The sequence below is a fragment of the Paenibacillus sp. FSL K6-1122 genome, assembly GCF_037977015.1.
GTDB classification, from domain to species: Bacteria; Bacillota; Bacilli; order Paenibacillales; family Paenibacillaceae; genus Paenibacillus; species Paenibacillus amylolyticus.
This window is the reverse complement of record NZ_CP150272.1, coordinates 757,351-772,329: the sequence shown is the minus strand read 5'-3', so window position 1 is coordinate 772,329 and position 14,979 is coordinate 757,351. Positions and strand designations below refer to the sequence as shown.

The 14,979-nt window shown below is 47.1% G+C and carries 15 protein-coding genes; 1 reads left to right on the top strand and 14 read right to left on the bottom strand.

Going from position 1 to position 14,979, the window contains the following annotated elements:
• Positions 1–182: 182 nt before the first annotated feature.
• The 7 genes from NSQ20_RS03575 to NSQ20_RS03545 form a co-directional block, all read right to left on the bottom strand.
• Complete coding sequence (locus NSQ20_RS03575) at positions 183–1,505, bottom strand: stalk domain-containing protein (RefSeq protein WP_340031834.1); 1,323 nt, start codon at positions 1,503–1,505, stop codon at positions 183–185.
• A 429-nt stretch (positions 1,506–1,934) separates the two neighbouring features.
• A complete protein-coding gene (locus NSQ20_RS03570) occupies positions 1,935–2,225 on the bottom strand; it encodes a hypothetical protein (RefSeq protein ID WP_047841418.1) in 291 nt (96 codons plus the stop codon).
• A 230-nt stretch (positions 2,226–2,455) separates the two neighbouring features.
• Positions 2,456–3,328: an inositol monophosphatase family protein gene (locus tag NSQ20_RS03565; RefSeq protein WP_036614103.1), complete on the bottom strand. Its 873-nt coding sequence runs from the start codon at positions 3,326–3,328 to the stop codon at positions 2,456–2,458.
• 98 nt (positions 3,329–3,426) lie between these two features.
• The gene (gene uvsE, locus NSQ20_RS03560) at positions 3,427–4,428 is read right to left on the bottom strand and encodes a UV DNA damage repair endonuclease UvsE (RefSeq protein WP_340031833.1); all 1,002 of its coding nucleotides are present in this window, start codon (positions 4,426–4,428) and stop codon (positions 3,427–3,429) included.
• Between the two features lie 155 nt (positions 4,429–4,583).
• Positions 4,584–4,907 carry a hypothetical protein gene (locus NSQ20_RS03555; RefSeq protein ID WP_036614107.1) on the bottom strand — a complete coding sequence of 108 codons (324 nt, stop codon included), beginning with the start codon at positions 4,905–4,907 and terminating at the stop codon, positions 4,584–4,586.
• 30 nt (positions 4,908–4,937) lie between these two features.
• On the bottom strand, positions 4,938–6,038 hold the full coding sequence (locus NSQ20_RS03550) for a D-alanine--D-alanine ligase (protein ID WP_340031832.1): 1,101 nt from the start codon (positions 6,036–6,038) through the stop codon (positions 4,938–4,940).
• A gap of 137 nt (positions 6,039–6,175) precedes the next feature.
• Positions 6,176–7,180, bottom strand: coding sequence for an amidase domain-containing protein (locus NSQ20_RS03545; protein WP_036614248.1), 1,005 nt, complete (start codon positions 7,178–7,180; stop codon positions 6,176–6,178).
• A gap of 377 nt (positions 7,181–7,557) precedes the next feature.
• Here NSQ20_RS03545 and acnA point away from each other — a divergent pair, with 377 nt between their 5' ends.
• A complete protein-coding gene (gene acnA / locus NSQ20_RS03540) occupies positions 7,558–10,272 on the top strand; it encodes an aconitate hydratase AcnA (RefSeq protein WP_036614112.1) in 2,715 nt (904 codons plus the stop codon).
• Positions 10,273–10,382: 110 nt separating this feature from the next.
• Here the strand turns inward: acnA and NSQ20_RS03535 are convergent, their stop codons facing one another.
• The 7 genes from NSQ20_RS03535 to NSQ20_RS03505 all read right to left on the bottom strand — a co-directional run bounded on the left by NSQ20_RS03535 (position 10,383) and on the right by NSQ20_RS03505 (position 14,900).
• Entirely contained in the window at positions 10,383–10,697 is a 315-nt protein-coding gene (locus tag NSQ20_RS03535; RefSeq protein WP_339285386.1) for a hypothetical protein, read from the bottom strand.
• A 35-nt stretch (positions 10,698–10,732) separates the two neighbouring features.
• On the bottom strand, positions 10,733–11,131 hold the full coding sequence (locus NSQ20_RS03530) for a hypothetical protein (RefSeq protein ID WP_340031831.1): 399 nt from the start codon (positions 11,129–11,131) through the stop codon (positions 10,733–10,735).
• Positions 11,132–11,348: 217 nt separating this feature from the next.
• Positions 11,349–11,558, bottom strand: coding sequence for a hypothetical protein (locus NSQ20_RS03525; protein WP_076329847.1), 210 nt, complete (start codon positions 11,556–11,558; stop codon positions 11,349–11,351).
• Between the two features lie 13 nt (positions 11,559–11,571).
• Positions 11,572–12,132: a VanZ family protein gene (locus NSQ20_RS03520; protein WP_340031828.1), complete on the bottom strand. Its 561-nt coding sequence runs from the start codon at positions 12,130–12,132 to the stop codon at positions 11,572–11,574.
• A 28-nt stretch (positions 12,133–12,160) separates the two neighbouring features.
• Positions 12,161–13,024 carry a M15 family metallopeptidase gene (locus NSQ20_RS03515; protein ID WP_340031826.1) on the bottom strand — a complete coding sequence of 288 codons (864 nt, stop codon included), beginning with the start codon at positions 13,022–13,024 and terminating at the stop codon, positions 12,161–12,163.
• 99 nt (positions 13,025–13,123) lie between these two features.
• Positions 13,124–14,212: a HAMP domain-containing sensor histidine kinase gene (locus tag NSQ20_RS03510; protein WP_036614119.1), complete on the bottom strand. Its 1,089-nt coding sequence runs from the start codon at positions 14,210–14,212 to the stop codon at positions 13,124–13,126.
• Entirely contained in the window at positions 14,205–14,900 is a 696-nt protein-coding gene (locus NSQ20_RS03505) for a response regulator transcription factor (protein WP_036614121.1), read from the bottom strand. The genes NSQ20_RS03510 and NSQ20_RS03505 overlap by 8 nt, the downstream gene beginning before the upstream one ends.
• Positions 14,901–14,979 lie beyond the last annotated feature (79 nt).

The following is a 14,979-nucleotide window of genomic DNA, read 5'->3' as shown; positions in this document are numbered from 1 at the left end:
TTTTCATATTTACACATCCATTGGTCATCTGACAAGATATATTTATGCAACATTTTAGGTCATTAGAGAAGGTATACATCTGTGTCAGCAACTCAAAAAGAACACAAAACAGCCAGAATACCTTGAACAGATCAAGGTATTCTGGCTGTTGAATAACATCATGTTAAAGCATGAAATACAATTTACGGATTAACAAAAACAGTTTTCAGCTTCGCTACATACTGCACATCAAAGCCAAGACCTTCAGCCACCATGGCAAGTGGTACATATGTTTTGGACTCTTTGCCTACCTTATTCAGGAATGCAGGTGTATCCACAGTAACCGATGCTCCATTTACCTTCACAGCATTGGCACCAATCTTCACAGCAACTTTCCGGTCTCCATATGTAATGGTTGCGGTTGAAGTTTTGTTATCCCACACTGTAGTAGCACCGACCGCATTCACGATGTCTTGAATCGCCACAAAGTTTTTGCCGTTACGGATAATCGGTTTGTAAGGAGTATTTAATGTTTTGCCACTCACAATAATGTTCATCGGCTCACCTGTCGCAGGTGTAGTCAGCTTGGTGTAGTCACCCCAGATCGTTTTGGCAAATACTTCGGCAATGGCCGCATATCCAAATTGGTTCGGGTGGAAATCACGATCTTTGATCATATGTGTCATCGTGCCTTCACCACCAACAAACTCCTTGGCCACGTGTGCGACTTTGACATCGGTACCCTGAGCAGTGAATTGTGCTGCAATGCCATCAATGGTCTGTGTGAAACCTTGGGATGCCTCCATCAGTTTGGCATAGAGTGTCTTGCCGGCTACTTCTGGCATCGGTTGATACTGATCAGCGATGACAATTGTAGCTGTCGGATTAATTTCATGGATATCATTAATCGTTGCACTTACATTGGCTGTATATGTTGCGAGTAATTCTTTTACCTTCGCTTGCAGATCCTGATCACTCAGTTTGTCTGCTGTACCGAGAAGCTCAGATACATCATTTCCCCCAATGGTAATTGCAACCAGATTGGCCTGTGCTACACTCTCACGGATTGCAGCAGTATTGGCTCCGATCTGTCCCGCTCTTGGATCAGGAAGACTTGGTTGAATGGCTTCAGAAGTCAGCGTTTTGCCATCCTTAATTGCAGTAGTGAAGTTTTTCAGGCCACTGGTTTTCAATCCGGCAATCCCGTAGTTGTCCACCTGTGTACGTCCATGCAGCAAACCTTGCTCATGCAAACGTTCTACATAACCATAAGGCAATTCTTTTGTGTTGGGCTCATAACCTACCGTTATGGAATCTCCCAATGTGACGATGCGGAACTCCTTAGTTACGGCTACTGCATCTTTCTTCGCTGTCAGCGAAGTCTCGTTTGTACCCGCTGGCAATACACCGGTTTTGGTGTCAGCCGCGTGTGCAGGCAATGCAGATGATGTAAAGAGCAGCATTCCTGCCAACATGCTTACCGTTAAACCGGCAGCTGTATTTTCCCATATACGTTTACGCTTCATTCAGGTAACACTCCTTCTCGCAAATCTATAATAATTTACACTAATATACGTGTTCAAAAAGGTCGGTTTTCAGTACCGAGAAGATGGGATGAAGCTAGAAATGGAGTAGCGGAGCGTAGGAAAACTACGTGAGCAACCAAAATGTTTCCTTCGGAAACATACTTCGTAAGCCTCCCGCTTATTTGGGCTGAATTCCATATTCGATGCTGATGATGCCGTTAGGCATCCTTCGTAATCAAAAGCGGACTTTTTGAACAACCTCACTAATATATAGTACATTGGTCATTCCAATGACATAGGTTGGTGTTACTCTATTCTATCATTTTAAAGTAGGTGTTGTCCTCTCTACTGAGAGCACACATGAAATAACAGACTCCCTAAAGGGGAGCCTGTTACTGGTTAAGCTCAGCTATGACGTTCAGTGATTAGTTAAGATTGCGGCTTATTCGAGTCTTCAGCAATCGAATGACCCTTGTCACTCTCCGGTTTGTTCCCGGTAGCTCGCTCCAGATACCGATCATAACGATCATCCACTTCGCGTGCCATCTTCCGGTACTTTAACGTTTCCTCGACAATTGGATCACGTTCCGTCTGGATTCGCACTTCATACTTGGGAGGAATCAGCTGGCGTTCACGCTGATTGGTGTCGCCGGACTCTTCCATGTCCCCTTCCGTCAGCATATCACTGAGCCGTCGTTCCAGTTCTTTGGATTCATCCATTGTTTTCGCTCCTTTAATTAAAGTCATACATACGTTAATTATTACTATTGCACTTTCACTTCGTGTACAGAACCATCTTCCGATCGCTGTTATCCCCAGATTTCTTTGATTCCCTTTTCCAAGGTAGAAATCCGGTGATAAAGGCGAGCGCTCCGCTTCTTCAGATGCTTTCTGTCCCCTCCGTTAATGTACAATTAAAAGTAATTAAAGCATGGATGAGTTGAATAAACTCACTCCAGACCGGTAGCCTTCGCTTCCTTCAGCACATCTGTTAATGCATCATGGATTTTGCCATTGCTAGCAACAACATGGTTTACAGACAGTTGGTAAGGCGTTCCGATGGTATCGGTCACCTTGCCACCTGATTCTTCAACCAGCAGCGCACCTGCGGCAATATCCCACGGTTTCAATCCAACTTCGGTGTAGGCGCTGAGACGTCCTGCGGCAACATACGCCAGATGAAGGGCGGCAGATCCGCCTGCACGCAAGTTACGAACTTGCGGAGCAAGCGCCTGCACAGCGGCCATATTCAGTGGCAACGCAAAGGTTGTGTCTGCCGGGAATCCAACCGCAATCAGGCTCTGAGCCAGTTCCTGTTCACCAGATACAAGCATCCGGTTTCCGTGAACATATGCTCCTTTCCCTTTTTCCGCAACAAACATCTCATCACGGGAAGGGTCGTAGATCACGCCGACAATGACTTCACCATTGTGAGCCAATGCGATGGACACCGAATAAAACGGAAATCCGTGTACAAAGTTCGTCGTTCCATCCACAGGATCAACAATCCACAGGAACTCTTCTTCCTCGGCCTCTTTCAGTGCTTTTGCCGAAGCCTCCGGTCCCGGTTCGACGCCTTCTTCACCCAGAATGGCATGGTGGGGAAAATGTGTAAGAATCAGGCGGCGGATCATCTGCTCCGCTCCTTTATCCACTTCGGTCACCAGGTCTTGGGGTGAATATTTGGTGCCAAGTTCAGCTACCGTCCCAAGACGGCTTTTGATCCATTCGCCAGCTTTGGAAGCTGCATTAATGGCAACGGCAGTATAGCTTTTGCTTGTCACGACATAAGGTGTCTTTTCCTTCTCATTCAAAGCGTTCACTCTACTTTCTATATCAATCTACGAAAAGTTGAAATACTTGTTAAAAGTATACGCCCCACAGGTCGTAAAGTTTCTCGTTGCCCAGGCCCCTTTTGGCACTACGGATGAATGATGACGGTAGACTCGTCCACCCACTCCACACCCTCTTCGTGATAGAATGCCAGCTTCTGCATCAGTTGCACAAGAGCCTCATCCTTGCGTTTGGCCTCAATCATCACGTCAAGTCTTGGGGTGTCTGCTGCGATATGACGCAAGAAATCGAGCACAGGCTCTACCTCCACACCATCAGCATGACCTCGCAGATCCTTCTCACTCTTTGGACTGGAGACATGGATTTTGGGTGGCAATGGCTGATCAGCCGGTGAATCTGCCTGGGCAAGCGGTGACTGCCAGGTCTTTAGAATATCAGGCCACAGATCCCATGCCTGTTCTCCTTCGTTGTTCACCCACTGGTGATGGATATCCAGTACCATGGGCAATCCCAAGCGCTGGCACACGGCTAGTGTCTCAGGCGCATTGAATGTTTTATCATCATTTTCGAGTGTGAGCCGCTCCTGAATGTCCCGATCCAGCTTCAAAAAGTTTTCTTCAAACCGAAGCGCCGCCGAAGGCTTGTCCCCGTATGCACCACCAATATGTATATTGTTCTTGGCAGTGGCATTCAGCCCCATGGCATCCAGCATCCGAACATGATGACGAAGATCGCGAATCGAGTTGCGCAGAACTTGCTCGCGGGGGGTACTAAGTACGGTAAAATGATCCGGATGAAAGGACACACGCATATGATTTTCCTTCACAAAATCACCAATGGCCGCAAAGTCCTGCTTCAGTGCCGGGAACGGGTCCCAGTCATTCAGGTCTTCGTGTGTTGCCAGTGGAATCAATTTGGAAGAGAAGCGATATACATGAATATGGCTACCCTTGTTGTGCCTGAGCAAACGTAATGTATTGTGCAGGTTCTCGGCTGCAATCCGTTCGAGCTTGCGGATCGCCGCTTCCCTGTCATCGATTTTGTTAAAACTCGACATGGTCATGGTCCGGGAAGGCGAGGCGTTCTCTATAAGCACGGACATTGCCACGTAACCAAAGCGTACGAGCATGAATCTCTTCCTCTCTATTAGGGCGGAGAACCCGCACGGCATATTCAGCCGTCAGGATGTACCGTCACTGTATATAACCAAGTTTTACCCTAAAAGAGTGACCATAATCGTTTTCTGGCAAATCCGTCCTTCCGACCCGCACTTACAGTCAACAACTACTCCTGTGCTTGCTCTCCAAAGAACATCTCATCCGCAAGGGCAGTCTGAATGCGTGATTCTTCCTCAGTCAATTTGCGGATGAGTTGCATCTCCACCTCAGTTACCTCTTGCCCCTGGAAGTTGATCTCCGCAATGGAAACCACGATCTTGACGATGGCTACAGCCACGTTATCCGGTGTGTATGCAATCACTTTCTGGCCGGTAGGAAATACCCGGAAGCCCTGTTTGACCATTTTGCCGCGTCCGTATTCAAGCAGTTCGAACAGCTCCTGCTCATTCTTGAACTTGCATACGGAATTGAATTCAGTCTGAAATCCCATGCATATCCCTCCTGATCTTGTGGTCGCAGGCTACGCCTGTACGCCGTTCTCGTAATTCAGTGCCTGCTTGCGGTTGTAACGCTCCAGTGCCAGTTCAATCATGCGATCCAGCAGTTCGGCATACGATACACCTGTCTCACGCCAAAGAAGTGGATACATGCTGTATGGTGTGAAACCAGGCATGGTGTTGACTTCATTAATAAGCAAAGCGCCGTCATTTTTCCGAATGAAGAAGTCCGCACGTGAAATACCGTTACCTTCAATCGCACGGAACGCCTGCAAAGCTGCCTCGCGAATGCGATCTGCGGCCTCTGGATCCAGTGGAGCTGGAATCAGCATCTGTGATTGACCATCAATATACTTAGCTGCATAGTCATAATACTCACCGGAGGATACGATCTCACCTGGAACGGAAGCCATGGGCTCGTCATTGCCGAGGACGCTGACTTCAACCTCGCGTACTTCAACGAACTCCTCAATGACAACCTTCGTGTCATACCGAAGTGCAAACTCGACAGCTGTCTTCAACTCATCGCGGTTACGTGCTTTGGAGATGCCTACACTGGAGCCCAGATTTGCCGGTTTGATAAAACAAGGATACCCCAGCTGATCTTCGACCTGTACGATCATTTCGTGCTCTGTCTGCTTCCATTGTGTCGCGTTAAAATACGTAAAGGCACATTGGTCAATGCCAGCCTGTGCAAACAGCTTTTTCATGACCACTTTGTCCATGCCGCCAGCAGAAGCCAGTACACCTGCACCTACATATGGCATATCCGCCATCTCAAACATGCCCTGAATGGTACCATCCTCTCCAAACGTACCATGCAGCAGAGGGAACATCACGTCCAGAGCTTCTGCTCCGCCATACAAACGGCCAAACAGGGCGTTCAGCGCATCCTGCGTTCCACCCGCCGATTGCTCCAGCTTCAAGTCTTCAATCTGCGCGAACGGCGCATGCATGACAGGTCCTTTTTTCCACGTACCCTGCTTGGAGATATAAAAAGGAACCAGTTCATACTTTTCATAATCAAATGCGTTTGTTACAGCAAACGCCGTTTGCAGCGACACCTCATGCTCGCCCGATTTTCCGCCGTACACGACGCCTACTTTTAATTTATCCATACTCATGTGTACCCTCCGATTATCTGTGCCTGATGCTGTCATGCTTGCATGCTCAGCACCCTTGTTATTCTGCTTGCATTATCTGGTCTTATTTTACACGGAACTGGATGTCTGCGTCACCGCATCCCGAAAATCTTTCGTCATCAAAACTCATCTGCAATATGAAAAAGCCGGTATACCGTCCGCTCCGTCCAAGCGTAAGAATCCCGGTAATCCCAAAAGCGGTGACGGCTGCTAACCGTATGTGCGTTAACAAGCGGCATACCGCCTGCATCAAACGCGGTCACAACGGTGCTGTGCTGAAATCGTCCATCTCCATCCCAATCGTAGAGAATAACATCGCCGAGCATCAGCTGCTCAGGACGCTCCACTTCTGTCGCGGTCAGACCCCAGCTGCTGCCTGACAAATAACGCTCCAGACTGTTGGAAACTGCCCAACTGTAACTCCACATTTCGGAGCCGTTCACATACCCTTTATACCACCAGCCGGCTTCTCTTCTACCAGTATAGTGGATGGGTGCGCCCCCTGCAAAGAGACATTGGGACACGTAATTGGTACAATCCACATCAAATTCCTCAAATGCCGGATTCCCCGCATTCCACCACCGATCTGCATAGGCAACCGCCAGATCTCTGCGATATGACTGTTGCCGTGAGCTTCTTCCTTGACCCAACACTTCCCGATTCAGCAACGGCCGATTCATCGCCTGTACAAAATCAGCTTGTTGAAACGGACGTCCTTCCCCAGCAGGGCGACGCTCCGGCACTTCTCGCTCGACCCGTCCAATGATCCATCCACCACTCTGCCGCAGAAAGGTTAACCGCTCCCGCTCAATCCGGTCCTCCCGGTGGGTGATCCCGCTCTTCTCGTAGAACAGTCTGCTATACAATTGTACATCCACCACCGCTTCTTCCTGGCCATCCATAAGCGTGCGCACAAGCTTGGCGCTGGTCTCGCTGCGAAGAGGCACGGCGCGCCGCTTACGATACCATTCGTCCAGCCTTGCCATACGCTCTCCCCGTTCCACCACGAAGTCAGGATCGGTAACGATCCGTTCGCTGGTCTGTGGACGGTAGTCGATCTCACAGCGATTGTACTGGTTCACGTAAGTATATAAGGCACTCTTCCATTCCCGTTCCAAGCCTATGTCCCCCTTTGGCATGAGTTCTGTCTGGAATATTTCATTGCGTATATAAACTCCTACTATTCATATGAAAGGGTCTTCGGTTGTATGTACACGGCTCAGGAGAGAGATCCGAAATTCGGCAAATACAGGTACACAAGATATCTTATTCCTGCTCGCTTCACGAAAACGCCTTCATCGGTCCAAAAGCTTGCTTGATCAGGCAAAAAGACCTTTACGTACGGAGGTGAAAACGGTATACTTAAAACTAAAGTTATGATTATGAAATTACGTTTCATCTGATGAAACTAACGAACAAGAACACGGAACGATGAAGGCCTGTTCTTCACCTAAATGAACGTTTTCTTCATCTCACCGACACATCCCAAGGAGGTACATGTATGTCAGCAAAGAATCATTTCTCCGCCGCTCGCAGTCTTGAGGTTGGAGGCAAGTCTTACCGCTACTACAGTCTCGATGCTCTTCAGGAAAACGGCCACGGCGATCTTTCCAGGCTTCCTTTCTCCATTAAAGTGTTGCTTGAAGCAGCAATTCGTCAATTCGACGGACGTGCTATCACCGAAGAACACGTAAAACAACTGACCGGCTGGGCAGATGGCCGTGACAATAACAAGGAAATTCCATTCATCCCTGCACGTATCGTTCTGCAGGATTTCACCGGTGTACCGGTTGTCGTTGACCTCGCTGCAATGCGTGATACTGTGAAAAAAGCAGGCGGCGATCCAAAACAGATCAACCCGCTCGTACCAGTCGATCTCGTTATCGACCACTCCGTTATGGTTGATGCTTTTGGTACCAACGATGCACTTGATTACAATATCAAAGTTGAGTTTGAGCGTAATGAAGAGCGTTACCGCTTCTTGCGTTGGGCGCAAACGGCATTCAACAATTTCCGTGCAGTTCCACCATCCACAGGGATCGTTCACCAGGTTAACCTGGAGTATCTGGCTTCCGTGGCAGCAACAAAAACCGTGGACGGCGAAACCGTTGTATTCCCGGACTCCCTCGTAGGTACAGACTCCCACACCACCATGATCAACGGACTTGGCGTTGTTGGTTGGGGTGTTGGTGGTATTGAGGCTGAAGCAGGTATGCTGGGCCAACCGCTTTATTTTGTAACACCGGACGTTATCGGTTTCAAACTGACAGGCAGCCTGAGCGAAGGCGCAACAGCAACGGATCTGGCACTGACTGTTACCCAATTGCTTCGTAAAAAAGGCGTTGTTGGTAAATTCGTAGAATTCTACGGACCAGGTCTTGCCAACATCGGTCTGGCTGACCGTGCAACAGTAGCCAACATGGCACCAGAATATGGCGCAACGATCGGTTTCTTCCCTGTTGATAGTGAGACGTTGAACTATTTGCGTAACACTGGCCGTCCTGACGAGCAGGTAGAATTGGTTGAAGCTTATTACAAAGCTCAAGGCATGTTCCGTACTTCAAGCACCGTTGATCCTGAATTCACAGATGTGATTGAACTGGATCTCGGCTCTGTTGTACCAAGTCTTGCAGGACCAAAACGTCCACAAGATCGCATCGAGCTGACACAAATGAAAGAAAGCTTCAACAGCATCATTCGCACACCTGTAGATAAAGGCGGCTACGGTCTGAGCGATGAGAAAATCGAACAATCCGTACCTGTGAAGCATCCGGACGGTTCCAACAGTGAACTGAAGGCAGGCGCTGTTGTGATCGCGGCGATCACAAGTTGTACGAACACTTCGAATCCAAGTGTTATGGTTGGAGCGGGACTACTGGCGAAAAAAGCAGTTGAACGCGGCCTGACCAAACCAGGATATGTGAAAAGCAGTCTGACACCAGGTTCCCTTGTGGTTACCGAGTACCTGGAAAAAGCAGGTCTGATCACGTATCTCGACAAACTCGGATTCAACGTTGCGGGCTACGGTTGTGCAACATGTATCGGTAACTCCGGCCCACTGCCGGACGAAGTGAGCGAAGCTATTGCTGAGAACGATATGACCGTAGCGGCTGTATTGTCCGGTAACCGTAACTTCGAAGGCCGTGTACACGCACAGGTTAAAGCCAACTACCTGGCATCACCACCACTCGTTGTGGCATATGCACTTGCGGGTACCGTAAATATTGACTTTGAAACCGATCCAATCGGTTATGATACGAACAATGAGCCTGTATTCCTGAAAGACCTCTGGCCTACCTCCGAGGAAATCAAGGATACCATCGCTAGTTCCCTGAACGCTCAGATGTTCCGCAACAAGTACGAGAATGTATTTACAGCCAATGAGCGTTGGAATTCAATTTCTGTACCGGAAGGTGAACTGTACGAGTGGGATCCGAACTCCACGTACATTCAGAATCCTCCGTTCTTCCAGGAGCTTGGCGACAAGTTGAACGATATCGCAGATATCCGTTCTGCACGCGTTATGGCATTGCTTGCGGATTCCGTAACAACGGATCACATCTCGCCAGCAGGTAATATTGCACCATCCAGCCCGGCTGGACTGTACCTGAAAGAACATGGCGTAGAGCGCAAAGACTTCAACTCCTACGGTTCACGCCGTGGTAACCATGAAGTCATGATGCGTGGTACGTTTGCCAACATTCGTATTCGTAACCAGGTGGCTCCTGGTACAGAAGGCGGTATCACGAAGTACCTGCCAACGGACGAGGAAATGTCCATCTACGATGCTTCCATGAAGTATCAGGATGAAGGACAGAACCTGATCGTTATCGCAGGTAAAGAGTATGGTACAGGAAGCTCCCGTGACTGGGCGGCAAAAGGAACATTCTTGCTCGGCGTCAAAGCCGTTATCGCAGAAAGCTTCGAGCGTATTCACCGTAGTAACCTGGTCGGCATGGGCGTAATGCCATTGCAATTCCAGGAAGGTCACGGCTGGTCCAGCCTTGGTCTGAACGGACGTGAAACGTATGACATTACTGGCCTCAGCAATGATGTGAAGCCAGGACAAGAGTTGAAAGTTACCGTAACTCGTGAAGACGGTACACAGTTCGAATTCCCTGTCATCGCTCGTCTGGACAGCATGGTTGACGTGGATTACTACCATAACGGCGGTATCCTGCAAACTGTATTGCGTCAAATGATGAAAAAAGCTTAATGATATAAATCATTAATGTGATGAAGTTATACAGAAAAGCTCCCTGCCACGTGCAATCAGCACGTGGCGGGGAGCTTTTTTTTGCTTTGCTTTTTATACTCGGGATATGTTTAAAAATCAATCTTCAAGCCAACTTCCGAATCATCAGGTGGCTCAGCTATACGATATATACCTCTGCATTTTAATTTCTCTACGTTAATCCAGTCTACAAACTCATCTCCTCCGTAGCATCTTACAAAAACGGCATATTCCAGCTCACCCTCATAATTAATAGACTCTATGTATTCTGTGAATGGATGTTTCCCCTCTATACTCTGCAAAAAATCTGAAAATTCAATTCTCCACTCTTCCATCTTCTCTGCATATTGATCGGGGACATAATAGTAGAATCCATCTGGCGTATAATACGAAATTTTCATTATCATCTTGCAGACCTCCTATTAGTATGTCGCGTAACGGTCTAGAGTTTCAAGATCTCTATACCTTCTTTTAGAAATGATGAGACAAGCGTATGATATTCAATTCCATATGCTAATTCCTCTTTGGTCTTATGTATCAGATAGTAGGAATATTTCTGCATCAACTCATGCTCGTTTAACTCGATGGGAAGGTTAATAATCTCAACGTCTTCCGAATTAAAATGATAACGATACCCTCTTTCTGACCTTCCTACGTTTATCACTGTTTGGATGACCATTAATTCATCACGTGTGACATTATTTATTAAAGCCGATCTTCTCTGTTCCATACCAAGTATGATCTCTTCAGCCTGTTGATCAATCTTAGCTTCAGCAATTTCGGTTTCAATTTGCATAATGGCTTTCATTCGTCCTGCTAGTTCTTTAGCTAATGAATACAAATTATGTCCTCCTTTTTTTGTAAGGAATAGGTACTAACGCATCATCTCTACTCTACCTCATTTACGATGTTACTCGCAAAGTTCACTGATCCTATCCTAAATTTGAGACCTTATGAAACACTAAAAAACTCCTCGTAAAGTGCACTCTGCACGTTACGGGGAGCTGTGGTTTCAGTATGTGTGTATTCTCCGTTGCTTCAAGGAGGCCAACTGCCTTTTAATGCCCAATGTGATGTGCGGCTTGATCTAACAGTTGAATTGTGCCCATGATCAGAAACAAACACGACAGAGCAATTAACGAGCCGCCAACCCATCTAGACATGATCACTCGCTCCGTGATCTGTTTTTCCGAAGCATCCGTTACCTTGTGTGGATACACGAGAAATATTAGCCCTGCGCTAATGAACAGTACAGCCATTATAATCAAGTTCTTCTCCTCCTTACACGTGACTTTCCTTAGAATTTAACTTTTTCGTCGTCACGTGGGATTCTCCTCCCACCAACACCTTTTTCAGACCCATAGCCATAGTGAAAACAATATATCCAATCAAGCCGCCGAGTGTATTAAGCATCAAATCATCCACATCAAATATGCCCATACCAGTCACTAACTGTGTCACTTCATAGCCCAGACTGAGCAGCAGAGACAGCAAGATTACCTTTACTCCAGAGAATAACTTGTTGCCCGTCAACACAGGGATGAAGATGCCCAGAGGGATAAAGGCCAGTATATTGCCTACCAGATGGATTGCGGTGCCAGGACGATGTAACGACAGACTGTTCCAGTCTCGTGAGATTTCCTGAAATGGTGTCAGGTTGACGGTTCGGTTATGGACCAGATCCGGTTGTTGCAAGAACGCCATCAGTCGATCCTTCACGATGCCAAAATCGACCGGGCTTCCTTTAAACAGGATCAGCTTAGTCAGCAGATATAAATAGATAGTGAAAACGGCAATCCAAAGGATGTAATGTTTGCTTTTCTTCTGGTTGTTGTGCTTCATGCTGCTCCTCCTCCTTTGTGTTGCCCTGTTATTTCTTTACGGTGACGATGACGCCATCCATGTTATCACCCGATATTTCAGTTTGGCCTTGTTCAGGTATGTACACGGTCATATCTTGGGTGGCACGGTAATAGCGGATATGATACGCCTCACCCTCTACTTCAACAGTAATGTTCTCTTTTTCTTTTAACAATTCAAGGTACTCCTCCAGCACTAGATTATTATCATGCATGACAGCACTATGGGGCAGGCCTACATATCGAAAGTGCCATGGTTCATATTGAATACCTGTAATGCGCACTTTATCCTTTGGGTAACGCAAAATAAATCCGTATTTCCATGCATTCTTCTCCAGCCATGCTCCCTCTGGTGCTTCATTCATGGCAGCCAAGCTGGAACCGACATCCAGGGATAACCCGAGATTGTGCTCACTGTGTCCCGCAGGAAGCGCATAGTCTGAACCCTTTTCCCGATAAAGCTCGTCCTGCTTCGCAAAATCCCTGTACCCACTACTGATGAGAAAATATCGGACTCCCTCTTCGCCTGCTGCTTCGACCATCTTCTGAAACTCCTGCGCCACCTGGCGGGATAACATGATTTTCTGATCCATGATTCCATATCCACGAAGCAGCTCATCCTCATCTGCCACATATACAATATCGGATTTAACCCCTTCCGCTTCAACGGGGTATTGCTTATTAACCAATAACAAGTTCCCCTTATGTACCTGATCATGAATATTTCCAGTGACGGATGCCGTATAACCTGCAGGATTTTCATGCGTATTCTGAATCTCGATGGGCAACTCATCCTTCTGCTGAATCCATCCCGGTGATTGCGTAACGATATATCCGATCAAAATAATACATATCAAAAAGCCCCACTTTTTCATGCTTGTTCCTCCTTTTACCTCATATATCAAGGATAGACAACACAAGTTAAAGAAAAAGCAGGGCAATTTTAAAGTTTTTCTTAAATTTTGACGTCAACCTTATTGGAAGACGGGCAAACGAACCTCGAATAACGTCCGTACCACGTCGCTCTGAGCCGAGATCGTACCGTCATGCTGCTCCACAATATTACGAGCGATAAACAGTCCAAGGCCTGTACCACCCTCCTGAGGGGTCCGGGCACGATCTCCGGTGTAATACATATCGAAGATATGTGGCAATTCCTCCGGACGAATATGTCCACCATAGTTAATTACCTGAATGATGACCTGTTCTGCATCCCGATATCCATTAATATCTACGTACATGCCATCCTTGCCATGCCGTGCAGCGTTAATTAGCAGATTCTCAAACACACGAGCCAGCAGCTCGCCATCACCGGATACCGTAAGGTCAGTGTCTATTTTTAGTCGGGCGACTAGTTGGTTCTTTTCAAATACAGGATAGAGTTCTTCGTTCATCTGCTTCAGCAGTTCGCTAAGATCCAGCTGTGTCTTGTTTATAGGCAGCATGCCATAATTCATACGGGTAATTTCGAACAAATCATCAATCAGCTTCTCCAGGCGCTGTGATTTGGTGAATGCAATCGACGTAAAGTGCCGTACCTGCTCCTCTGTCAACTGATCATCCTTCATGAGCAGATCTAAATATCCAAGCACAGACGTCAGCGGTGTTCGCAGGTCATGCGCCAGATTGACAACAAGCTGGTCCTTACTATTTTCAGCAAAATCCCCTCGTTCTACCGCTTCCCTTAGCTTCTCACTTGCCAAATTCACATCCTCCGCAATCGTACCTAACTCGTCCTTCGAGGAGATCTGCACACGATGCTGAAAGTCACCGTTGGCCAAATGCCTGATCCCTGTAGAAATATCCTTGAAATACGTCGCGTAGGGTTTGGTAAACCAGAAGAAAAATAGAATGGCGAGTGGGATAAATAAAATCAGAAAGAAATAGATATCCCCGATACTTCTCATAAAATGACGATATTCAGCGAGCTGATCTTCTGCACGGACACCCGAATAATAGGCTTGCATAAGCTTGTAAATCCCATAGGTAATTGCACCAGAGGCAAGCATGCTTAACCCTAGCAACATAATCATGGTTGTACGAAAACTTCTTCGTTTAGTCATTAAACGTGTACCCCACACCCCAGATGGTTTTGATAAACTTGTTCTTGTTCACATCTTCCCCCAGCTTTTTGCGCAGGGTCCGAATGTGGACCATCACGGTATTCCCACTCTCGTAATAGGCTTCTCCCCAGACCTGTTCAAAAATATTTTCTGCACTGAACACCTGCTTGGGGTGGCTCGCGAGCAGATACAAAATGTCAAACTCCTTCGGTGTTAGTTCCACTGGTTTGCCGTAGAGTGTAACGCGATGTTGATCTGGCGTGATGATGAGCCCACCTTTCTCCAGAATGGACCTCTGCACAGGCGCAGACTGGCTGAATTGGAGTGAACGACGTAACTGGGAGTTAACCCGGGCAACAAGCTCCATCGGATTAAACGGTTTGGTCATATAATCGTCCGCGCCCATCACAAGCCCCGTAATTTTATCCATATCTGACGTTTTGGCACTTAGGAAAATGATCGGTAAATGATGCTGTTCCCGAATTTTACGTGTCACCTCATACCCGTCCATACCAGGCATCATAATGTCCAGAATCGCCAAATCTATCGCTTGAGTCTGAACAGCTTGAACCGCCGCCTTCCCATCAAAGGCCTTGATGGTGTGATATCCTTCTTTTTGTAAATGTAAAGCAACCAGATCAGCGATCTCAACTTCATCGTCTGCGATCAGAATCGTAATTCGCTTCATTGCTTATTCCACTCCTATGTGTGATGCTCAACAATATAACATATTTGAATCCAACAGATAAACCAATGAAAGGAATCCA